The sequence below is a fragment of the Streptococcus parasanguinis genome (assembly GCF_009717775.1).
Lineage (GTDB): Bacteria > Bacillota > Bacilli > Lactobacillales > Streptococcaceae > Streptococcus > Streptococcus parasanguinis_AG.
This window is the reverse complement of sequence record NZ_WMZF01000005.1, coordinates 62851-84271: the sequence shown is the minus strand read 5'-3', so window position 1 is coordinate 84271 and position 21421 is coordinate 62851. Positions and strand designations below refer to the sequence as shown.

Here is a 21421-nt window from a genome sequence, read left to right as displayed (position 1 = left end):
CACATTGGTTCGTCTTGTTCAGTTTTCAAAGGTCTTTGTCGCTCTCGCGCGACAACTATATTAGTATATCATGACCTTACCTTACTGTCAATACTTTTTCTCAAAAAATTTTATTTTTTTGAAAGTTCATTTATACACTGTCAACTTTCAGTTCTTAAATTGAATTTTTAAAATCCTTTAGATAGTTCTCTAATTTCTTTTTCATTTTTGTTTTTCCTAGACATCTTCTGTTTGCTAGTAATGCTTCATATTGTTCTTTTTCTTTTACTGTTAATTTTTCTTTAAAACGTTTTAATGCATCTCTCAGAACAACCAGCTCATCTAAATATATTTTTCTTGATGAAATTCTGTGACTAATTTCTCCAATTTCAATATATGGAAGTCTATTAATTTTTCTCTTATCACTTTCCTGTTGTCTTATTTTATCTTTAATATGATTTCTAAATTTTGTTTTGAAATATGTATAAAGTAATTCTTCATTTGTTTCAATTTCAGGATTTTTTTGATAAAGTTCAAACAGAGTTAGCTGACCTTCTTGTTCCCAATCATCCTTTTCCCATAATTGAATATAATACTCTTTTTCACATTTTCTTACGATATATTTTACTTTTTGATACATTTTATTAAATTCCATAAGCTCTCCTTTACTTTTATCTGTATTTTATAAAAATAAAGAAGCTCATTGGACTTTTTTTCTATTCTGCACGTTTTTTTAACTATTTGGTTATTATTTTTGACTATTTTGTTCAAATACACAAAAAAAACTGCCACTTGGTGACAGTTTATCGATAGTCCGTACGGGATTCGAACCCGTGTTACCGCCGTGAAAAGGCGGTGTCTTAACCCCTTGACCAACGGACCATTTTTACAACATATTCTATTATACAGAATATTTTTACTCTGTCAACACTTTTTTAATAAAAAAGAAGGAAATATTTTCCTTCTTTTGAATTAGTTGTTTTCTTCTAATTTTGACTTAATTTCATCATATGATAGAGGTTTTGCTTCTTCTTCTAATTCATGCTCTGAATTTTCAGGCATTTTTCCTGTTTCATATAATGATTTAATTTGAACACTATCCAAGGTTTCATATTTTAATAGAGCTTCCGCAATTAGTTTATGCGTTTCTCTATTTCCTTGAATAATTTCTGCTGCTTTATTACGGGCTTCATTCAACAAACCACGAACTTCTTCATCAATTTCGTAAGCTGTTTGTTCTGAAATCATTTTTTGTGGGCTTTGAGCACCAAACATCGCATGATTTCCTTCATATTGGACTGGTCCAAGTTTTTCACTCATACCATATTCTGTTACCATTGCACGCGCCATTTGGGTAGCTTGTTCAAAGTCATTTGAAGCACCCGTTGTTTGCGAATTGAAAATAATTTCTTCGGCAACACGTCCTCCCATGAGCCCAGCTAATTGTTCTTTCATATCTTCTTTAGAAAGTAACATTTGATCTTCTTTAGGAAGGGCAATCATATAACCGCCTGCACGACCACGTGGAACAATGGTAACTTTATGAACCACACGAGCATTTGATAAGACCAAACCAACGATTGTATGACCAGCTTCGTGATAAGCAACCATTTCACGTTCTTTTTGTGAAATCGTCCGATCTTTCTTAGATGGACCTGCAATAACACGATCTTCTGCTTCATCGATATCAGCAGCATCAATTACTTTTTTATTTCGACGAGCTGCAACCAAGGCTGCTTCATTCAAAACATTTTCGAGATCAGCACCGACAAATCCTGGTGTTTGTTGAGCAACCAATTTCAAGTCCACATCCTGAGCAAGTGGTTTATTCTTAGCATGAACACGAAGAATTGCCTCACGACCCTTCACATCTGGACGTCCAACTAATACTTTACGGTCAAAACGGCCAGGACGAAGAAGGGCAGGGTCAAGGACATCAGAACGGTTAGTTGCTGCGATAACAATGATTCCTTCGTTACCTTCAAAACCATCCATCTCAATCAAGAGCTGGTTGAGGGTTTGTTCACGTTCATCATTTCCACCACCAAGACCTACACCACGTTGGCGCCCAACAGCATCAATTTCATCGATAAAGATAATAGCTGGAGCTGCTTTTTTAGCATCTTCAAAAAGTGAACGAACCCGGCTAGCGCCGACTCCGACAAACATTTCAACGAAGTCAGAACCAGAGATACTGAAGAATGGCACTCCAGCTTCACCAGCTACTGCTTTTGCTAAAAGAGTTTTACCAGTTCCCGGAGGGCCTTCAAGAAGCACACCTGCTGGGATTCTTGCACCCAATTTAGTAAAGCGTTTTGGATCTTTTAAAAATTCAACAACTTCAACAAGTTCTTGTTTTTCTTCTTCAGCTCCTGCTACATCTGAAAAACGAACTTTAATATCTTCTTTATTAGCAGCGCGGGCTTTATTGCGACCAAAATTCATCGCACCTCTGGCACCTCCGCCACCACCTTGGTTCATCATAGAGAAGAAGAAGAACATGACGATAACAAATGGAACAATTGAAGTGAGAATGGTTATCCACATGCCACTTGAGCTCTCACGCTTGATGGTGATTTCTGCTTTGTGATCAGCTGCTAATTTTTGTAATTCATTGACGGTGATATCAGATGGAAGGATGACACTAGTAAAGCGAGATACTTTTTGAACACTTGGGGTAAAAAATTGAATTCCAGTATCATCTTTTGATTCTTTAGCTTTATTATAGGTCCCTGCAATTTCAATCACACTACCATTTGGTTGGTAACTGATCGTTTTTACATTGTCATTTTTAATTTCTTTGACCAATTCTGTGTAGTTGATTTGCTGACTTTGACCAACTCCATTACCCGCAAAAAAGTACTGGAATCCTGTCACAGCCGCTACAATAATCAACAAATACAGAAATGGATTTCGAACAAAACCGTTATTTTTTCTGTTATTCATCTAGTCTCCTCTATTTTGAGTACACTTCCTCTTTTAATACACCAACATAGGGTAGGTTACGATAATTTTCATCATAGTCTAAACCATATCCGACAACAAACTCATTTGGAATCGTAAAGCAGGTGTAATCTGCTTCGATCTCAACCAAACGTCCTTCAGGTTTATCCAGTAAGGTAGCAATCTTCACAGATGCTGCATTTCGTTCTTCAAAGAGTTCTTTTAGATTTTTGAGGGTTTTACCTGTATCGATAATATCTTCTACAAATAAAATATCTCTACCAGTAATATCTTGGTCGATATCCTTGATAATATTAATGATACCTGAGCTTGCTGTACCACCATGATAACTTGAAACCAGCATAAAATCCAATTCAATATGTGTATCCACGTGGTTGATCAACTCTGCCATAAATGGAACAGAGCCTTTCAAAATTCCAACAAAAATTGGATTTTTTCCTTGGTACTCTTTTGTGAGAGTTTCACCCAATTTCTTTGCTGCTTCTACAATTTCATCATGTGAAACCAATACTTTTTTTATATCTTTTTCTAACATGTTTTTACCTATCTATTTTTTGAATATAAAGACTATCTTTTATTATACCACTTTTTGAGAGCTTACTCAAATCACTCGTTACCAATCCCACTACAGAAAGAATATTATGATTTTGTTCTATAATGAGAGCCTTTTGCCGAAGAGAAATTGGAATTTTATGGTTGATAAACCACCGTCTTAATTTTTGATGGTGGCCATTAACAAGTAGCTGATCTCCTTCCTTTCTCCTTCTAATTAAGATGGGAGTTTCGCGTGAAACAGAAAGAATTTCTACATTTTCCCCTACTAATGGTTGTCCAAAAGATAGTTTATAATTTGCAATGTCAAAGATATTCCCAAATTCTAACAAAAATGGGAGGGGTTGGTCATCCGACTTTTGACTGATTTTTTGTATTTCAAAGAAATCATATTCTTGATGTAGTTCATAATTTGACTTTAAATAATGGACGCAATTTCTTTTTTTTCGCAGTAAATTTAATAATTCTTGAAACTGTACCCTACCAAGTTGCAAATCTGGAAATTGTGCCAGATACTCTTCTAATAAGAATGATTGTACAGAATGAGAATACGTTCTAAAAGAAGCTAAATCTTGAATGCTTAACTCGCTAGTCAATTCTTTCAGTGCTTGGTGCCAATGAGTCACTTCCTCTGCTAAATAACGAAGACTTACTTGCATTTGGGGATTTTCTTTTTCAAATTCTGGAAGGTATTGATGGCGTACACGATTTCGAAAATAGTCCTGTGAGTCATTGCTACTATCTTCAAAGTGAGGGATTTTCATCAACTCATCTTTGGTAAAAGTTAACAAAGGACGGATTAGCTCACCCTTGCCAAATGGTTGGCGTACAGGAATGCCACTTAAGTGACGTAATTTAGTTCCTCGTATCAAGCGCATGAAAGTTGTTTCGGCTTGATCGTTTGCATGATGACCTGTTACTAAAGCGGTGCAATCCTCTTTCTCCATAATCTGTTTAAAAAAATCATAACGAAAGGTACGAGCTTTTGCTTCCGTAAAATCACCCGAATAGTGAGCTACATGGATACGTGTCTCTCGCCTATCAGCTAGCGTTCGAAGTTCACTTTCTTCTAAATCTGATTCTGGTCTTTGTCCATGATTGACATGAGCGAGTACTAGATGGATTTTCAATCGTTCTTTATTCTTATATAAAAGTTCATACAGATTCATTGAATCCAATCCACCAGATAAGGCAACCAAAACACGGCGATGGGGAGTAAATAGATCTTGTTTTTCACAAAACTCTAAAAATCGCTTTTCCATTATTTCAATACCTCATAGATATCTTTTGAAATGTTGGAAATCATATCATAATTCGAATGATCTGTAAAAATGGCTATTACATAGGGTGAATTTGTGTATACAATCGCAACATCATGTCTGAAATCATAGGCATCTCCAATTTTATGAGCAACTTTTACTGGAAGGTCACGCGCAATCCGTTGATCATCATATTTTGTAGAGGAGAGCGCATCAATAATAGAGCCATTTTGTTGATAGACAGCCTCCATGACATTGCCAGCCATTTCAGCGGATGCTTCTCTTTTTTCAACATCCCAATGTTTCTTTGCAATCCTATCCAAAGTTTTTTGGAAGTCTTGATCTGATTGATGAGTGACATAATAATTCAAGATATTATGTCCAACATTATCTGATTCTTTTGCAATTTTATCTATCAACTCTTGAACACTGTATTCTTTTCCATCTGGTGTTTTTGAAAGGCTACCACTTCCTTCTGGTTCATAGCCTCCTTTGAAATCATTGACTTCTGGAATATACTTGTAAGTTGTAGTTGGAGAAATGGCTTTTTTATTGAGCTGTTCTTGGACGTAGTACAAGTATGGTAATTTTGTTACACTGGCAGAATACATTTCTTTTTGCGGATTGATTCCAGCAGTATTTCCAGTCTCTAATTGTTTTACATAGATTCCATACGAAGGAGAATTGTATTTACTATTCAACAAGTCCTGGACTTTTTCCATTCGATTATCTTTTTCAGTAACGAATGCTTTGTTCACCCAGCCCTGACCTTCAATCTCCACAAACTCATCCCGTAAAGTCTTAGCTGTACGTAAGACTGTCACTTTTGTATAAGGAGAAAGAGGTGTATTTTTTTCTTTTGCACCATTTATTAAGGGTCGGTCATACACTTTAAAACCAGGTTTTAGCCACATGTCTTGTTTTTTTTCTTGTGTTTCTTGTACAACATCAGAAAAAATGACAGAAGAATCTGCTAATACATATCCTTTATCTGCTATTTTAAACACAGCTTTCCCTTCATCATTTACAAAGAGTTGTTCGATTGTAAACGGTGTGTTGGGAAGAATTTCTCCTTTTTCTTTTTTTAACTGAGGATCAGAAAAAACAGAAATTTTGCGATAGACATTCGGGTTCGCTGGAATTGAAGAAAAATAAAGTTCTGATGGATGAGCCATTGTCTGAGAAGACTCAGACTGCTCGACACTCGCTGCTTGAGACCCAATAAATAAAATTGGAACTAACAATAGGAGCAGAAATCGTTTAGACACCTGTATTCCTTTCCTTTTCATCCTTTTGAAGTTTAATCATTTGGTTTTTCTTTTTTAATTCCTCTAATTTTTCATCCGAAAATTCAAGGAATTGTTTAACTGTTTGTAAGATATTTTCCATCGGTTATTGGGGGAGTAAATCTGGGATGGTATAAACATATTCACCATCTTTTGAAAAAGAATACTTAGCGCGTGCATATTTTGTTGCATAATCATCGTCTTTTAATTTTTTAGCGATGTCTTGTTGGTATTCTTTTTGTTCACTTGTTTCTTTATACTCTTTTTCCAACTGTTTGTATTGTTCTTTCTTATCTTGTAGCGATTGATAGCTCTGGGCTAAATTATAAGTTGGAAGAATAAACAGTAACATGACCAATATCAAAACGAGCCCTAGAAAACGATTGCGTTTTTTTCTTTCTTCTTCTAAAAAACGTTTTCGCTGACTTTCGTCTTTGATATATTTATTGTTCATTTGAACGATATTTTTAGGCATCTTCTTCTATCCTTGTTTCACTAATTATTTCGTACATTTTGGATGCATCTTCTTTTTTTGTACTATCCAACATTTCCAAGACTTTAACCGTCAATACTTTATTTCCAAAACGAACTTCAATTTGATCATTCACTTTCAAATCCGTTGAACTTTTGGCTAATACTCCATTGACTTTGATCCGCCCTTTATCTGCAACTTCCTTTGCAACAGGACGACGCTTAATAATGCGAGAAACTTTTAAATATTTATCTAATCTCATACTGTCACCTCTAACATAGTATTGTATCATTTTTTATACATAAAATGCGAAAAATGAGCTAAGAACTTCTAGTCCTCTTCTTTTTCCTGTTTAATTTCCAATAAGGTTTGACCAAATTGCTTCAGAGCTTCTAAAATTTCAAAATCTTTCTTATTTCGAATATCGAAGATCACTTCAATCAATCCTTTTTCCTCTGCAATCTGTGCCTTTAACTGTGTCATTGACAGAGCTTTGAAATAATCCTGTGTTAAAAACAGTTGTTTGGCAATAGGTTCAAATTTCACTGTCACTTTTTGTTGTTTTCTCTCAACAAGACGGACAAAGACTTGATCCAAGTAAGCTTTCACTAAACCAATTTCAAGTAGGTAGGCCACAACATCTGGGTATTCTCCAAAACGATCGATCAATTCATCTTGCAAATATTCATAGTCCGTCGCAGAATTCATTTCACGAATTTGTTTGTAAATTTCAATTTTTTGACGTTGATCTGAAATATATTCATTAGGTAAATATGCATCTATTTGAAGGTTCAACTCTGCATTGCTCTTTTGCCTACGATGCTCTTGGCCTTGTTTCTTAGCAATAGCTTCTTCTAACAATTGAGAATACATTTCAAAACCAACTGAATCGATGAAACCAGATTGAGAAGCTCCAAGGATATTCCCTGCTCCACGGATCGATAAATCTCGCATAGCAATTTTAAATCCAGACCCCAACTCAGTAAAACCTTTAATAGCTTCTAAGCGTTTTTCAGACACTTCTGTAAGAGATTTGTCTGGACGATACATCAAATAGGCATAAGCAATTCGATTGCTTCGTCCCACACGACCTCTTAATTGATAAAGCGTTGAAAGTCCCATATGATCCGCATTTTCAATAAAGAGTGTATTAGCATTTGGAATATCCACACCTGTCTCAATAATGGTTGTCGTCACTAAGACATCGTATTCGCCATTAATGAAATCCAACAGGGTATTTTCCAGGCGAACTTCACTCATCTGGCCATGAACAAAGCCAATCGAAGCCTCTGGAATCAACTCTTTTAATTCAGACACCTTTTGTTCAATTGTATCTACCTTATTGTAAAGATAATAGGCCTGTCCTCCACAATCCATCTCCCGCAACACAGCATCTCGAATAATAGTTGGATTGGTCTCTAGTACAAAAGTTTGCACAGGATATCGATTGGTAGGAGGTGTTTCAATGACAGACAAATCTCTAATTCCTAGCATAGACATATGAAGAGTTCGAGGTATAGGGGTAGCTGTCAAGGTAAGCACATCCACCTTTTTTTTCAATTCTTTCAAGGTTTCTTTGTGCTTCACTCCAAAACGTTGTTCTTCATCTATCACGATTAAGCCTAAGTCTGAAAAAACAACATCTTTGGACAAGAGCCGGTGAGTTCCAATAATAATATCCACTCGTCCTTTTTTCAACTTTTCAAGCGTTTCTTTCTGCTCTGCCTTACTCTGGAAACGACTTAAAACAGCAACTTCTACTGCAAAAGATTCAAAACGCTCCTTAAAATTGGCATAATGTTGTTGGGCAAGAACAGTGGTAGGAACCAGCACTGCTACTTGTTTATGATCATTTACTGCCTTAAAAGCTGCTCGCATAGCGACCTCTGTTTTCCCAAAACCGACGTCTCCAACCAGCAATCGGTCCATCGGACGATTCGATTCCATATCTTTTTTAATTTCTTCAATGGAACGTAATTGGTCATCTGTTTCAATATATGGAAAATCTTGTTCAAAAGCCTCTTGGTTTTCATCATCTTGGGAATAGGCAAAGCCTTCTAATTGACTACGCTCCGCATAAAGTTTTATCAAATCATCCGCAATGTCCTCCACCTGGGTCTGAACCTTTTGCTTCGTTTTTTGGAAACGCCCATCATTTAACTTATTAATTTTTGGCGTTTTTCCATCACTTGCAACGTATTTGGACAACATCTGAATCTGATCGACAGGAATCGAGATGCGATCTCCATTTTGATATTGAATTGAAACATAATCACGATGGACACCCGAAATTTCAATCGTTTCAATTCCCAAATATTGACCAATACCATGAACTTGGTGAACAACATAGTCCCCTTTTTCCAGTTCATTATAATTTTTTAGGCGTTCTGCATTGGAAATATTTTGCCTGCGAATCTTTCGTTTGATCTTTTTCTGATAAATCTCTGATTCTGTAATATAGACAATTTTTTCATCAACAAATTGAAAACCGTGAGCTAATCCTCCAACGACTAATTGACTAGCTTGAGGAATGATCGTATCCCCATCAATATAATCTAATCGAATCCCATACTCTTCTAAATTTTTATGGAGCTGTTGAAGATTGTGATGAGAAGTTGCTTGGACAATAACAGTATAGTTTGATTTTCGATACCGTTCAATTTCCTCTTTTAGTAAATCAAATTGTCCAAAAAACTCCTGCATTGGATATTGATTGAATTGATACAAATGATCAAACTTCAGATTTCCCAATCCTTTTTGAAAGTTTGAAAAATAAGTTGCAGGCGTATATTTTCGTAATGTTGTACTGGTGTCTGCAAAATACACTTGGCGAGAAGAAGCTCTATTTTTATGTAAATCTTCCGTCAAGAGATTAGCTGTATCTAGTTCAAATCTCGCTATTTGATCGGCTATTTTTTGATAATCATCCAGAAAGACTGGAGTGTGTTTAGGGAGATAATCGAATAGGGTATATTGCTTCTCGTAAAAGAAACTAATAAATTTTCTAAGATCCGTATGGAGTTTCCTTTGAGAAATATCTCCCAGAATTTCTGCTATATAAGATTTAAATTCTTCATTTGCACTCTGTTCTTGCAATTGTTCGATTTGCTGCTGACCACGTATAAAATCTTCCTCTTGCAACAATAGATCACTCACTGCCTTCAGTTGAACTTCTTCAACATTTTCAACAGAACGCTGACTTTCTGGGTCAAAGATTCGGATTCCATCAATCTCATCTCCGAAAAATTCAATCCGATAGGGTTGGAGTTGGTCGATCTCAAAGATATCTAAAATATCTCCTCGTAGACTAAACTCTCCCTGTTGCAAAACTTGGCTCACCTTTTGGTAGCCAATCTTCTGTAATGTTTCACTCAGAGTAGTTAGGTCGATTTCTTGACCAACCTTCAATTGAAAAATGCTAGATGCAAAAACTTTAGGAGAAGGTAATAGTAGTTTTATACCACTCACATTGGTCACAAGGATGCCTTGACGATCTTCTTGGCATAAAAAGTTCAAAGCCTCTAATCGTGCAAATTGCCTTTCTTGTGAAGCAAAAACAAATTCTGCTAAAGGGTTATCATCTCCCAAAAATGTATGGACTTTCTCTTCTCCAAGTAGGGCAATAAAATCACTGGCCAATCGTTCTGCTTCGTTATAACTGGAAGTGATGAGGACTGCTTTTTCAATAGAATCAAAGGCTGAAGCCATTACAATAGCCTTTGTGGTCGCAGATAATCCTAAGATCAATTCCCTATTATTTTTTTGTAAACCTTGTTGCCAGGATAGAAGGTTGGAGTTTTGACTCACTAAATCAATTACATTCATCTACTTACCCGTTGTATTTCTGCATGCTTCTTTCAAAATTTTCTTCTACCAAGTAATCGTTAACCGCTTCTTCTACTCGATCAATTGTTTGTAGAATAGTGATGTAATCGTCTTTATCAAATTTCCCTAAAACATGATGAACAACTGACATGCCCTGCTTAGGTCTTCCAATTCCAATCTTAATTCGATAAAAAGTCTGAGTTCCAATATGATTGATAATCGATTTAATTCCGTTATGACCTCCAGCTGATCCTTTCGCTCGAAGACGAATCTTACCAACTTCCATATCTAAATCATCGTAAATAACCAAAAGATCTTCAATATCCAGACCATAATAAGTCAGAAGAGCATGGACTGCTTTTCCACTCTCATTCATGAAAGTGGTCGGTTTTACAAAATAGACCTTTTCTCCATTCAAAAATGTTGAGGCGATATCAGCTTGAAAAATCTTATCATGGGAGAAAGTAAGATTTAAAGACTTTGCCATTTGATCAACTAACATAAAGCCTACATTGTGTTTGGTTTCAAAATACTTATCACCTGGATTTCCCAATCCAACAATTAATTTCGTCATCTCTTTCCTTTCAAAACACTAAAAGGGTTGGAAATATTTTTTCCAACCTTTACATCTTTTTAACTCTCTTATACATTAAAACGGAATTCCATGATGTCTCCATCTTGGACAACATATTCTTTTCCTTCTTCGCGCAAGCGTCCTGCTTCTTTTACAGCCTTTTCAGAACCGTATTTGACCAAATCATCATAGGACATAGTCACGGCACGAATAAATCCTTTTTCAAAATCGGAGTGGATGATTCCAGCTGCTTGAGGAGCTTTCATGCCACGTTTGAAGGTCCAAGCACGCACTTCTTTTTCACCAGCTGTGAAATAAGTGCCAAGTCCCAACAAGTGATAAGCTGCACGCGTAAGTTTATCAACTCCAGACTCTGTCAGACCAATCGCCTCTAAAAATTCTTGTTTATCTGCATCATCTAGCTCAGAAATTTCTTCCTCAGCACGCGCAGAAATCACCACGACTTCCGCGTTCTCTGTTGCCGCAAAGTCACGAATTTGCTTCACATACTCGATAGAATCTGGATCTGCAACAACATCTTCATCCACATTGGCTACATAAAGAACTGGTTTGGTAGTCAAAAGGAAAAGTCCTTTCACCACTTTTTGTTCTTCCTCAGTGAATTCAATGGTCCGAGCTGATTTACCATCTTCAAGAACTGGTTTGATTTTTTGTAGAACATTAAATTCCGCAACAGAATCCTTATCTTTTTGTGTACGAGCGATTTTTTCTACACGCGCATAGCGTTTATTGACAGACTCTAAGTCGGCTAAAATTAATTCTAAATTGATGGTATCAATATCTGCCAGTGGATCAACAAAGGCATCTTCACGACCTTGCTCCCGCATGACATTTTCATCATCAAAAGCACGCACTACATGGACAATGGCATCTACTTCACGGATGTTGGCCAAGAATTTATTACCAAGTCCTTCCCCTTTAGAAGCTCCTTTCACAATACCAGCAATATCTGTAAATTCAAAAGTAGTCGGAACTGTCTTCTTAGGAGTAATCATTTCCGTCAATTTTTGGAGGCGTTCATCTGGAACTTCTACCATCCCGACGTTTGGATCAATGGTCGCAAAGGGATAGTTTGCGGCCTCTGCTCCTGCTTTTGTAATTGCGTTAAATAGGGTTGATTTACCAACGTTTGGTAAGCCAACGATACCTGCTGTTAATGCCATTTTTCTTTTTCTCCGTTCAAATTTCAATCTCTTTTATTATAACATAATTCAAAAGACAAGTGATGAAAAATGAAATATTTCATGACCTTTGAAACTAGATTTTTTCATCAAACTGTAACGTTCTAAAAAGATAAAAATGGTATACTATATTTAACAATGAACAAAGGAGTTTTTCAGATGAAAAAACAAACATGGAAATCTATTTTTCTTTCTTTAATCGCTATCTTTACTCTCTTTCTTCTTGGAGCTTGTGGACAACAATCTGTTCAAAAATCCTATCTTCAGGCAATCAACCAAGAAAAGAAAACAGATGTTCGTATTACACTAGAACATAAAGGTGATAAAGCGATCAGTAACCAAACCACCACTACTATTTATTACAAAGAGGCGGGAGTTACGAAAGATCAATTAAAGGAAATGATCGATAAATATGATGAAGAATACAAAGATGTCAAAGGATTCACACATTCTGCTGAATATAAAGATGATTATATGGTTGAAAAAACAACACTAAATTATGAAAAGGCAGACTTAGATCAGCTAATTGAAAAGAAATTAGTAACGACACAAAAAGATAAAAAAGTCGACTATATCAGCTTCAAATCAACTTTTGATATGATGAAACAGGGTGGTTTCAAAGAAGTTAAAAATGGAAAATTTGAAGAATTAAAATAATCGAAAAGGTTCGGTCACATAAGTGACTGAACCTTTTATAGTACTTTCTTCATTTTCTGTTCAAAATCATGGCGACTCATCATGACCACATGATCACAATTGCTACACTTGATTTTTATGTCTGCACCAAGTCGCGTAATTTCCCAACGATTTGCCTTCTTGCCTGTTTCTTTAATCACACAAGCGTGAGGCTTTTTCATTTCTACAAAATCACCTAACGTATACATGATTCACCTTTGTTAATTTGTGCGAACTGGCGTAATCAATTGAATGAACCCTTGTTCATTTCCTTCTGGAACCAATGTAAACGGTCTAACAGAAGAAATAAAACGAATAACAACTTGTTCACTGTCAATAGCTTTGAGCGCTTCAATCAAATAAGTTGGATTAAAGCTGATAGACAAATCCTCTCCTGAAACGGCGCTCGTATCGATCTCTTCATTTACTCGCCCAACTTCTGGTGAATGAACGTGGGAAGAAACCACTCCATTTTTGAACTCTAATTTAACCGTTCCGTTTTGAGTCGCATTTGAAAGAAGACGAGCACGCTCCATTGCAAATCGAAGGTTGGCCACATTGAAAGTTGCCTCTGTATTGAATTCTGTTGGAATGAGACGGTCTGTATCAGGATAATTTCCTTCTAGCAAACGGGTATAGAAACTAATGTGTTCACTTCTAAAGAGAATTTGATTGTTAGCAAAGAAAACCTCAACTGTTTCAATATCATCAGAAAAAACAGAGGTGAATTCACGAAGAGAGCGACTTGGGATGACAACATCAAAGTTGTCTCCATTTTTCTCCAGTGTAATCACTTTTTGACTCATACGGTGAGAGTCTGTTGCTACTGTTTTTAGCTCTTTATTATCTGATAAAACAAAGTGAACACCTGTCAAAATTGGACGACTTTCTTGTACACTTGCTGCAAATGCTGTTTCATTAATTAATTGTTTTAATAATTTTGTTTCCAAAACTAATGGATTACTTGCAGCAATTTCTTGAATACGTGGATATTGATCTGCATCTTTTCCTTTAAGTGTAATTTCTGATTTTCCACTTGTTAAAAGAACCTGTTTTTGTTCAATCTCTTTAAAATCTAAAGTAACATCTGGTAAACTTGAAACCACATTAATAAAGAAAGTTGCTTCCAATAAAATAGAACCTGGAGAGGTCACTAGTAAACCAGCATTTTCATCTTTGATAGAAATAAAGTTTTCAATTGAAATTTGGCCATTCGATCCAGATAAGGCAACTCCTTCTGGAGTTACATCAATTTTAATCGTGGAAAGGATTGGAATAGCATTTTTTGAACTGATCGCTCTTTTGGTAGTATTTAGTGATTGTAAAAATAAAGTTTTGTTAATAGAAAAATTTATCATGGTCATTCCTTTTATTTATTTTATGATTAGTAAGATAATAGTAATAGTAGATTGTGTGGAAGTTGTGGAAAAGTCTCAGAATCCTATCTATGACTTAAAAAGTTACTTGTTTAAAAATTGTGCATAACCCTTAGAAGTTTAGAGGAAGTTATCCACAGATTAATTTAACTTTTTCTTGATACTTTGAATTTCGAGTCGTAGATTATCATCTGTGTCGACCATACTTTTAATTTTTTCATAAGCATGAATGACAGTCGTGTGGTCTTTTCCACCGAATTCTTTTCCGATTCGAGGAAGTGAGTTGTCCGTCATCTCTCTTGAAAGATACATGGCCACTTGTCGTGCTAGGACAATATTCTGAACTCTTCGAGAACCTTTGATTTCTTTTACACTGACTCCATAAAAGGCTCCAACTGCTTCCTGAATTTTTTCAATGGGGATGACAAGCGTCTTGCTATTATCGTTTTTACGAGCTCGAATAGCTTCAGCTGCAACATCGATCGTAATTTCTTTTAGTTTTTTCACCTTCGCCATTAAAGAAATATCATTTAAGGCACCTTCTAAGTCTCGGACATTTGAATCAAACTGACCTGCTAGATATTCCAGTGTGTCATTAGGAAAAATATAGTCTAGATCTTCAATTTTATTCCGTAAGATGGCAATCCGAGTTTCAAAATCAGGTGGTGTTATATTTTGCGTTAGTCCCCATTTGAAACGAGTAACCAGCCGCTCTTCAAGACTATCTAAATGATCCGGACTTCGATCGCTTGTTAGAACAATCTGTTTGTTGTCGCTATGGAGGGCATTAAAGGTATTAAAGAATTCCTCTTGAGTCGTGACTTTTTTCCCGCCGAGTGACTGGATATCATCGATCAGTAAGAGATCAAGACTTCGATAGGTATTCTTGAACGTCTTCATTTCTCCTAATCGAAGGTGTTCTAAAAATTCATTAATAAAGGTTTCTGCTGGAACATACTTAACCCGTGCATTTGGAATATTTTCTAGGATTTGATTTCCAATTGCGTTCAATAGGTGAGTCTTTCCAAGCCCTGGTCCACCATAGATAAAGAGAGGGTTGTAAGTTGTTGCAAGATTTTCAGAAACTGCAAGCGCTGCTGCTTTCGCCCAAATATTTCCATCCCCTTGCACAAAATTATCAAAGGTGTACTTTGATTTCAGACCTGTATCAATTTTAGGCAACGGTTCGGTTGTTAAGCTACCTGAAGATAATCTCCTATTCTCACCGCTATGACTACTAGGAATTTCTTCGGTATCTTCAAAAACGAAATGAAACTTCAAATCTGTATTGTAGACTTCAAAGCTGGCTGTGATCAAAGCATTTTTTAGATTTGTTTCCCAAAATAATTCTTTATAATTTCCATCAAGATAAATGGTTGCCGTCTCTCCATCGATTTTGACTAATTTTGAATCGGCGACAAAAAAATCATAGGCACTATCTTTTAGTTGTAATTGGGCTAATTCTAAAAAACGAGACCAAAATTGCTCTTCTTGTGACACTATCAGACTTCCCTCCTTTTCTTGAATTGTATCAAATCATACGTACTCCTATTCTACCACAAACAAAAATAGTTTTCCACAGGCTAAATTTCATGAAATTAAATTATAGTTTTAAACTTTTCCACAAGTTGTGGATTTAAATTCACATTGTTTTTAAAAGTTATCCACAAAGTGGGGATAACTAGAGAATATCCTTATTTTTCTGCTATTTACAAAAGATTTTTATGGTGGAAAAGCTTGTCAATACAAAAAATAAAAATAACAGCCTTATTTAAGGCTGTTGATAATTCGTTGGTATTCATCAAGACTGGAAAAAGAAATTTGGATAGTTCCTTTATTTTGAGAAGAGGAGTGTATCGTCACATCTGTTCCTAATATTTTTTTCAATCGTTGTTCCTCTTCTAGTAGGAAGCTCTCTTTTGCTTTTTGTTTTTTCTGTTTTCTTTTTGAACTAATCTTGTTTTCTAATGTTCGAACATTTAAATGATCCTGTTTGATTCGCTCCAACCAAAAGCGCTGCTCTTCTTCATCAAGAGGAACAAGAACACGCGCGTGAGCCGAAGAAATATCATTTTGAATGACTGCTTCTTGAACAGAGGGGGCTAGATGTAACAAGCGAAGCATATTGCTGATATAGGGTCTAGATTTCCCCATAAATTGAGCGATTTGGTCGTGCTTATAGCCATGATCAACGAGCTTCTGGTAGGAGATAGCTTCTTCAATTGGATTGAGATCTTCTCGTTGAAGATTTTCAATAATGGCTTGTCGCATCATTTCTTGATCCGTTAACTCTTTAATAATCGCAGGAACAAGCTCTAATCCAGCAATTTTTGAAGCTCTAAAACGTCTTTCACCTGCAAGCAATTCAAAACCAATTATTGGAGATTTTCTGACAATAATGGGTTGAATTAAGCCATTTTCTTTGATTGACTGAGCCAGTTCTTCTAATTTTTCTTGATCAAATACTTTTCTTGGTTGGAAAGGATTGGTTCGAATGTCCTTTACCGCTATTTTTTCTAATTTTTCCATCTTATGAATAGAATAACACACCTTTACAAATTCGTAAAGGTGTGTTTACAAGTATGTCAAGAAAGTGAAAGTTAATCGCTCAGATCCTCAGTTGATTTTGTCAACTTGATAGAAGTTGTTTGTTGTTTTCCATCACGATAGAATGTGACCTTGATCGTATCATTGATTTGGTGAGAATAGAGGGCGGATTGTAAATCTGCCGTTGACTCGATATCTGTATCATCGATCTTTGTGATGACATCATAACGTTGCAATTTATCTGAAGCAGGCATATTTTCAAGTGTTGAACGAACCAGTACTCCTCCAGAGATTTTTTCAGGAAGTTTTAATTGGCTTAAATCAGAAGTTGAAAGGTTGGATAAATCCATCATTTGGATTCCAAGAGCTGGTCGAACTACTTTTCCTTTTTCTTCTAGCTGCTTGATAATATTGACAACATCATTTGCAGGAATTGCAAATCCCATTCCTTCTACTGAAGTTTGTCCGTTATTTGAAATTTTACTTGAGGTAATCCCGATGACTTGTCCTTGAATATTGATTAATGGACCTCCAGAGTTTCCTGGGTTGATGGCTGCGTCTGTTTGTAAGGCGCGTGTAGAGATATTTTGTCCATTATCGGCTTTCAATTTCACATTGCGGCCTTGGCTGGAAATAATCCCTTGGGTAACAGAATTAGCATAATCTGTTCCAAGAGGGCTACCAATTGCAATTGCAGTCTCACCGACCGTTAATTGGTTTGAATCTCCGAATTCAGCTACTGCCTTTGCTTTATCTGCACTAATGCGAACGACTGCAATATCAGAATAGACATCTGACCCAACTACTTCTCCGGGGACTTTATTCCCATCTGCTAAAAGAATATCTACTTTTTTAGCACCATTGATCACATGGGTATTGGTAACAAGGTAGGCATATTTTCCTTCTTTTTTATAAATGATCCCAGAACCTTCACTAGAAATTTGTGAGTCAGAGTTTTCTTCTTTTTCAAATAGCCCTTGATTCGAAGAATCAGAATAAGTAATCACAGAAACCACAGCATTTTTCACCTTGTCTACGGCCTCACTAGTTGAGGTTGTATTTTTATAAGCTGTTTTAACAGTGGTTGAGTGTACTTGCTTACTTTCAGTATTTGAAGTAGAAGAATGAGAGGTTTGTAAGGTTAAAAAGGTTCCAAGAATCCCACCTAGAAAACCTACAACGAAAATGAGGGTTATGTTTCCGAGTTTTTTCAGTAAATTAGATGAAGATTTCATATTTTCCTCCTAAGGATATCAAATTGTCTAAAGTATAGAAAAACTTTCTTAATTATATCTTAAATAACTAAAGTTATCCACAAATTGTGGATAACTTGTAGAATTTAGTTGAGAAATGGCTTTAAAAAGGACTTTATAGAATAGATTTCCTTTCTATAGCTGTGGATTATTTGTGGAATTGAAGAATTATGCTACAATAGGGGAATGAAAATTAAATTGATAACCGTTGGAAAATTAAAAGAAAAATACTTAAAAGATGGGATCGCGGAGTATATTAAAAGGCTTGGTCGATTTGCAAAAGTAGAACAGGTTGAGTTAGTTGATGAAAAAACTCCAGATCGTGCCAGTCAACTCGAAAATCAACAAATCCTTGAAAAAGAGGGGGAACGAATTCTCTCTAAGATTTCAGATAAGGAATATGTGATTGTATTAGCCATCGAAGGAAAACAATTTCCTTCAGAGAAATTTAGTCAAACGATTGACCAGATTATGACATCTGGTTATTCAAACCTTACTTTTGTTATTGGAGGCAGTCTTGGTCTGTCTCCTGAAGTGAAAAAAAGAGGAAATCTATTAATGAGCTTTGGTCAATTAACTCTTCCTCATCAGTTGATGAAATTAGTGTTGGTGGAACAAATCTATCGTGCTTTCATGATTCAACAGGGGAGTCCTTACCATAAATAACCTTGACGCTCCTTCCTTTTTCTGCTAAAATGAAGTAAGTTCGGTCTCATAGCTCAGCTGGATAGAGCATTCGCCTTCTAAGCGAACGGTCGCAGGTTCGAATCCTGCTGGGATCAAATGAAAGATGCAGCTTTTGCTGCATCTTTTCTTTTATGTAAAAATGTATAAATTTTTATTATCTATTAATTTTTGTATACTTCACTATAGACAAATAGTAATGAAATGATTTATTAGGAATATTTAAAAAAAGAACTAACAATCCCTATATAGTGCAAAGTGTAGATTATATAAATTGTGTAAAATAGTTTTCATTCATGTAACAAAAACATTAAAAACATTACAATTTTACCTATTCCCTTTAATTTTAGGCTATTTTATATTATAATTTTTTGTATATAAAATTTTATTTTTTTATAATAATACTAGAGTATAATAAAATAGAAAAAACAAAGTGGGAGAGTTTGTGTGATTCAGTCATTAATCTTGTCTTTTCTCTTGGGAGGGATCATTGTTCTGACGTTTGCATTAGTGGACGAAAAAATCTATCAGGAACATCAATTTGCATTTATCTTTCTGCTGAGCACCTTTGTTCTTCTTTTTGAAAGTCTCTTAGTATTTTTAGATGTGACTTTATTTTCAAATATTCGACTCTCTGATTTAAATATGCTCTTATGGCCGGTTTATTTATATCCTTATTATCATTATGCCAATCGGACGAATCGCTTGTGCGCCATTTTTTATTCTTTTTTTACTTATTTAGCGGTTGAAGGAACAGCAACTTTTCTGACGATAATTGTCTCTTCAGTATTGGGGGATGCTGTTGTAGCAGCTTACTCGATTGTCTACAATATGTGTATTCGTTTGCTTTCTTTAGGAATCATTTTGAAGTTAATTGACCTATTTGAATTTGATTTCACTCCTTTTTATGAGAAAGAATTTGAAAAATATTTAAAGAGACTCATCTGTGTCTATTTTGCTATATTTGTAGTGATTAATTTTGCTTTATGGATTAGTGAACAAGCGCAATATAAAAATTTTGGGAGTATGTTGGCGACGATTTGTTTTTTCTCTTTTGTAGTCAGCTTATTCCATATGAAAATCGAGCGAGATCAGTATCGTAAAAATTTAGAACTGGAGTATAAAGAATTTTCTGAGCAACAAATGAGTCGGTATATGGCTGAAATTCAAAGTCTCTATTCTATTGTCAGGGGATTTCGTCATGATTTGGGAAATTTAGTTATTTCTATGTCGTTAGCCATTGAGGAAGAAAATATTCCAGAAATACAGAGAATCCATAGAGAAGTATTGGAAAAAGGTTATAAAGAGATCAATACAGAAGCATTATCAGGATTCAACTTGGTCAATATCAAAGATTCTGCTTTACGAAGTATTTTGATTCGAGGCTGGTTGGATGCAAGAGATGCTGGGGTAGAAATGACCTTTGAAACGAGTGAACCAATCGAGCAACTACCAGTTGATTTATTAGATATCGTGAGAATCGTTGGGATTCTGGTGACAAACGCTTTGGAAGCTTCAAAAGAAGCAGAAGAAAAGAAAGTTCATATTGCTATTTTCTCTATTTCAAAAATTGTTTACTTAGTGATTCATAATACAACAAATGAAATCACTTTTGATATTAGAAAAATATATGAAGAAGGCTATTCGACAAAAGGAGCAAATAGAGGACTAGGATTAAATAATGTGAGAAAAATCTTAGCAAATTATGGAACGATGTTTTTAGAAACGGAATTGCAAGGAAATCGTTTTTTACAAGTTTTGAAGATTGGAGGATACGAACAAGAATGAAGATTTTTTTATTAGAAGATGAGCTCTCTCAACAGATACGGGTAGAAAAACACATTGCAGAAATTGCTAAGGAATTAGAAATTAAACTTGAAGTGATTTCTACCGGTAAAATTTCGGAATTTGAAAATTATATCCAGCATTCGGATATCCACCAATTATATTTTCTAGATATTCATATCCAAGACAATGAGTATTGTGGGCTGGAAATTGCTCAAAAAATACGAGAAGCAAATCCTTATGCCATTATTGTTTTTATTACTACAAAATCAGAATTCGCTTCGATTACCTATCGTTATAAAGTATCTGCCTTAGATTTTATTGATAAAAATTTGAATGAAGATTTATTTAGATTAAAAATCAAGGAGTGTATTGAGTACCTAACAACTATTCAAATTGGAAATGATGATTTGACAGATTATTTTGAGTATGACTTTAAGGATAAAAAGATAAAAATTCCATTTAAGGATATTCTTTATATTGAAACTGTTGGTTCGGCTTATAAATTAAACTTAGTTGGGAAAAATTTTCAAAAAGAAATTGCGGGAAGTTTATCAGATGTCTTGGAGAAAGATGTGGAGGAGAGATATTTCAGTCCCCATCAATCTTTCATCGTGAATAGAAGTATGATCATTGGAATGGATAAGAAAAAGAAACAGCTACTGTTGAAAGAAGGCTATTCTTGTCCAATCTCAAGAAGCAATATCAAACGTGCCAAAAAATTAATTGAAGAGCAAAATTTAGAATTTAGTGCTTGACAATTAGTTAAATTTTGATATAATGGGATATGTTCTGTTAATGAATATATGGTCCGTTGGTCAAGGGGTTAAGACACCGCCTTTTCACGGCGGTAACACGGGTTCGAATCCCGTACGGACTATATCTCATTCCGCCATAGCTCAGTTGGTAGTAGCGCATGACTGTTAATCATGATGTCGTAGGTTCGAGTCCTACTGGCGGAGCTAGTATAGCACCCATTTGGGTGTTT

At 35.4% G+C, this 21421-nt stretch carries 20 protein-coding genes and 4 tRNA genes; 7 read left to right on the top strand and 17 right to left on the bottom strand.

Annotated elements, in window-relative coordinates; genetic code table 11:
* Nucleotides 1-154 precede the first annotated feature (154 nt).
* The 12 genes from GMC92_RS07635 to ychF all read right to left on the bottom strand — a co-directional run bounded on the left by GMC92_RS07635 (nucleotide 155) and on the right by ychF (nucleotide 12095).
* On the bottom strand, nucleotides 155-634 hold the full coding sequence (locus GMC92_RS07635) for a sigma-70 family RNA polymerase sigma factor (RefSeq protein WP_003009261.1): 480 nt from the start codon (nucleotides 632-634) through the stop codon (nucleotides 155-157).
* Nucleotides 635-789: 155 nt separating this feature from the next.
* Nucleotides 790-861: transfer RNA gene (locus tag GMC92_RS07630), tRNA-Glu, on the bottom strand.
* Nucleotides 862-951: 90 nt separating this feature from the next.
* Nucleotides 952-2925, bottom strand: coding sequence for an ATP-dependent zinc metalloprotease FtsH (ftsH, locus tag GMC92_RS07625; RefSeq protein WP_023920009.1), 1974 nt, complete (start codon nucleotides 2923-2925; stop codon nucleotides 952-954).
* A gap of 10 nt (nucleotides 2926-2935) precedes the next feature.
* Nucleotides 2936-3478 carry a hypoxanthine phosphoribosyltransferase gene (gene hpt / locus GMC92_RS07620; protein ID WP_155200094.1) on the bottom strand — a complete coding sequence of 181 codons (543 nt, stop codon included), beginning with the start codon at nucleotides 3476-3478 and terminating at the stop codon, nucleotides 2936-2938.
* A gap of 4 nt (nucleotides 3479-3482) precedes the next feature.
* Entirely contained in the window at nucleotides 3483-4757 is a 1275-nt protein-coding gene (gene tilS / locus GMC92_RS07615) for a tRNA lysidine(34) synthetase TilS (RefSeq protein ID WP_155200093.1), read from the bottom strand.
* Nucleotides 4757-6043 (bottom strand): serine hydrolase, encoded by a 1287-nt coding sequence (locus GMC92_RS07610; RefSeq protein ID WP_155200092.1) that lies wholly within the window; start codon nucleotides 6041-6043, stop codon nucleotides 4757-4759. The genes tilS and GMC92_RS07610 overlap by 1 nt, the downstream gene beginning before the upstream one ends.
* Nucleotides 6015-6143: an SP_0009 family protein gene (locus GMC92_RS10895; protein ID WP_003009253.1), complete on the bottom strand. Its 129-nt coding sequence runs from the start codon at nucleotides 6141-6143 to the stop codon at nucleotides 6015-6017. The genes GMC92_RS07610 and GMC92_RS10895 overlap by 29 nt, the downstream gene beginning before the upstream one ends.
* Nucleotides 6144-6146: 3 nt before the next feature.
* A complete protein-coding gene (locus GMC92_RS07605; protein ID WP_003009251.1) occupies nucleotides 6147-6515 on the bottom strand; it encodes an FtsB family cell division protein in 369 nt (122 codons plus the stop codon).
* Nucleotides 6508-6774 (bottom strand): RNA-binding S4 domain-containing protein, encoded by a 267-nt coding sequence (locus GMC92_RS07600; protein WP_003002258.1) that lies wholly within the window; start codon nucleotides 6772-6774, stop codon nucleotides 6508-6510. The genes GMC92_RS07605 and GMC92_RS07600 overlap by 8 nt, the downstream gene beginning before the upstream one ends.
* Before the next feature lie 68 nt (nucleotides 6775-6842).
* Nucleotides 6843-10337, bottom strand: a complete 3495-nt coding sequence (mfd, locus tag GMC92_RS07595) for a transcription-repair coupling factor (RefSeq protein WP_155200091.1) — start codon at nucleotides 10335-10337, stop codon at nucleotides 6843-6845.
* A 4-nt stretch (nucleotides 10338-10341) separates the two neighbouring features.
* Entirely contained in the window at nucleotides 10342-10911 is a 570-nt protein-coding gene (pth, locus tag GMC92_RS07590; RefSeq protein ID WP_003009246.1) for an aminoacyl-tRNA hydrolase, read from the bottom strand.
* Between the two features lie 68 nt (nucleotides 10912-10979).
* Nucleotides 10980-12095, bottom strand: coding sequence for a redox-regulated ATPase YchF (gene ychF / locus GMC92_RS07585; RefSeq protein ID WP_003010773.1), 1116 nt, complete (start codon nucleotides 12093-12095; stop codon nucleotides 10980-10982).
* A 177-nt stretch (nucleotides 12096-12272) separates the two neighbouring features.
* Here ychF and GMC92_RS07580 point away from each other — a divergent pair, with 177 nt between their 5' ends.
* Nucleotides 12273-12770 carry a DUF1307 domain-containing protein gene (locus GMC92_RS07580; protein WP_031574824.1) on the top strand — a complete coding sequence of 166 codons (498 nt, stop codon included), beginning with the start codon at nucleotides 12273-12275 and terminating at the stop codon, nucleotides 12768-12770.
* A 35-nt stretch (nucleotides 12771-12805) separates the two neighbouring features.
* Here the strand turns inward: GMC92_RS07580 and GMC92_RS07575 are convergent, their stop codons facing one another.
* From GMC92_RS07575 to htrA, 5 genes are all read right to left on the bottom strand, one after another.
* Nucleotides 12806-12997, bottom strand: coding sequence for a DUF951 domain-containing protein (locus GMC92_RS07575; RefSeq protein ID WP_003002008.1), 192 nt, complete (start codon nucleotides 12995-12997; stop codon nucleotides 12806-12808).
* Nucleotides 12998-13009: 12 nt separating this feature from the next.
* On the bottom strand, nucleotides 13010-14146 hold the full coding sequence (dnaN, locus tag GMC92_RS07570) for a DNA polymerase III subunit beta (protein ID WP_118096227.1): 1137 nt from the start codon (nucleotides 14144-14146) through the stop codon (nucleotides 13010-13012).
* Nucleotides 14147-14305: 159 nt separating this feature from the next.
* A complete protein-coding gene (gene dnaA, locus GMC92_RS07565; protein WP_031574821.1) occupies nucleotides 14306-15664 on the bottom strand; it encodes a chromosomal replication initiator protein DnaA in 1359 nt (452 codons plus the stop codon).
* Nucleotides 15665-15931: 267 nt separating this feature from the next.
* On the bottom strand, nucleotides 15932-16693 hold the full coding sequence (locus GMC92_RS07560) for a ParB/RepB/Spo0J family partition protein (RefSeq protein WP_070464819.1): 762 nt from the start codon (nucleotides 16691-16693) through the stop codon (nucleotides 15932-15934).
* Nucleotides 16694-16764: 71 nt separating this feature from the next.
* A complete protein-coding gene (htrA, locus tag GMC92_RS07555; protein WP_155200090.1) occupies nucleotides 16765-17946 on the bottom strand; it encodes a serine protease HtrA in 1182 nt (393 codons plus the stop codon).
* A gap of 204 nt (nucleotides 17947-18150) precedes the next feature.
* Between htrA and rlmH the strand changes: the two genes are divergently transcribed.
* The 6 genes from rlmH to GMC92_RS07520 all read left to right on the top strand — a co-directional run bounded on the left by rlmH (nucleotide 18151) and on the right by GMC92_RS07520 (nucleotide 21395).
* Nucleotides 18151-18630, top strand: coding sequence for a 23S rRNA (pseudouridine(1915)-N(3))-methyltransferase RlmH (gene rlmH, locus GMC92_RS07550; protein ID WP_003009233.1), 480 nt, complete (start codon nucleotides 18151-18153; stop codon nucleotides 18628-18630).
* Nucleotides 18631-18672: 42 nt separating this feature from the next.
* A tRNA-Arg gene (locus tag GMC92_RS07545) sits at nucleotides 18673-18746 on the top strand.
* Nucleotides 18747-19095: 349 nt separating this feature from the next.
* Nucleotides 19096-20436, top strand: coding sequence for a sensor histidine kinase (locus GMC92_RS10860; protein ID WP_338324047.1), 1341 nt, complete (start codon nucleotides 19096-19098; stop codon nucleotides 20434-20436).
* On the top strand, nucleotides 20433-21191 hold the full coding sequence (locus tag GMC92_RS07530; protein WP_003009229.1) for a response regulator transcription factor: 759 nt from the start codon (nucleotides 20433-20435) through the stop codon (nucleotides 21189-21191). The genes GMC92_RS10860 and GMC92_RS07530 overlap by 4 nt, the downstream gene beginning before the upstream one ends.
* Before the next feature lie 50 nt (nucleotides 21192-21241).
* Nucleotides 21242-21313, top strand: a tRNA-Glu gene (locus tag GMC92_RS07525).
* A gap of 8 nt (nucleotides 21314-21321) precedes the next feature.
* Nucleotides 21322-21395, top strand: a tRNA-Asn gene (locus GMC92_RS07520).
* Nucleotides 21396-21421 lie beyond the last annotated feature (26 nt).

Coding starts and splice junctions, on each gene's coding strand:
- GMC92_RS07635 (WP_003009261.1), bottom strand. CDS start 634: ATGGAATTTAATAAAATGTATCAAAAAGTAAAATATATCGTAAGAAAA.
- ftsH (WP_023920009.1), bottom strand. CDS start 2,925: ATGAATAACAGAAAAAATAACGGTTTTGTTCGAAATCCATTTCTGTAT.
- hpt (WP_155200094.1), bottom strand. CDS start 3,478: ATGTTAGAAAAAGATATAAAAAAAGTATTGGTTTCACATGATGAAATT.
- tilS (WP_155200093.1), bottom strand. CDS start 4,757: ATGGAAAAGCGATTTTTAGAGTTTTGTGAAAAACAAGATCTATTTACT.
- GMC92_RS07610 (WP_155200092.1), bottom strand. CDS start 6,043: ATGAAAAGGAAAGGAATACAGGTGTCTAAACGATTTCTGCTCCTATTG.
- GMC92_RS10895 (WP_003009253.1), bottom strand. CDS start 6,143: ATGGAAAATATCTTACAAACAGTTAAACAATTCCTTGAATTTTCGGAT.
- GMC92_RS07605 (WP_003009251.1), bottom strand. CDS start 6,515: ATGCCTAAAAATATCGTTCAAATGAACAATAAATATATCAAAGACGAA.
- GMC92_RS07600 (WP_003002258.1), bottom strand. CDS start 6,774: ATGAGATTAGATAAATATTTAAAAGTTTCTCGCATTATTAAGCGTCGT.
- mfd (WP_155200091.1), bottom strand. CDS start 10,337: ATGAATGTAATTGATTTAGTGAGTCAAAACTCCAACCTTCTATCCTGG.
- pth (WP_003009246.1), bottom strand. CDS start 10,911: ATGACGAAATTAATTGTTGGATTGGGAAATCCAGGTGATAAGTATTTT.
- ychF (WP_003010773.1), bottom strand. CDS start 12,095: ATGGCATTAACAGCAGGTATCGTTGGCTTACCAAACGTTGGTAAATCA.
- GMC92_RS07580 (WP_031574824.1), top strand. CDS start 12,273: ATGAAAAAACAAACATGGAAATCTATTTTTCTTTCTTTAATCGCTATC.
- GMC92_RS07575 (WP_003002008.1), bottom strand. CDS start 12,997: ATGTATACGTTAGGTGATTTTGTAGAAATGAAAAAGCCTCACGCTTGT.
- dnaN (WP_118096227.1), bottom strand. CDS start 14,146: ATGATAAATTTTTCTATTAACAAAACTTTATTTTTACAATCACTAAAT.
- GMC92_RS07560 (WP_070464819.1), bottom strand. CDS start 16,693: ATGGAAAAATTAGAAAAAATAGCGGTAAAGGACATTCGAACCAATCCT.
- htrA (WP_155200090.1), bottom strand. CDS start 17,946: ATGAAATCTTCATCTAATTTACTGAAAAAACTCGGAAACATAACCCTC.
- rlmH (WP_003009233.1), top strand. CDS start 18,151: ATGAAAATTAAATTGATAACCGTTGGAAAATTAAAAGAAAAATACTTA.
- GMC92_RS07530 (WP_003009229.1), top strand. CDS start 20,433: ATGAAGATTTTTTTATTAGAAGATGAGCTCTCTCAACAGATACGGGTA.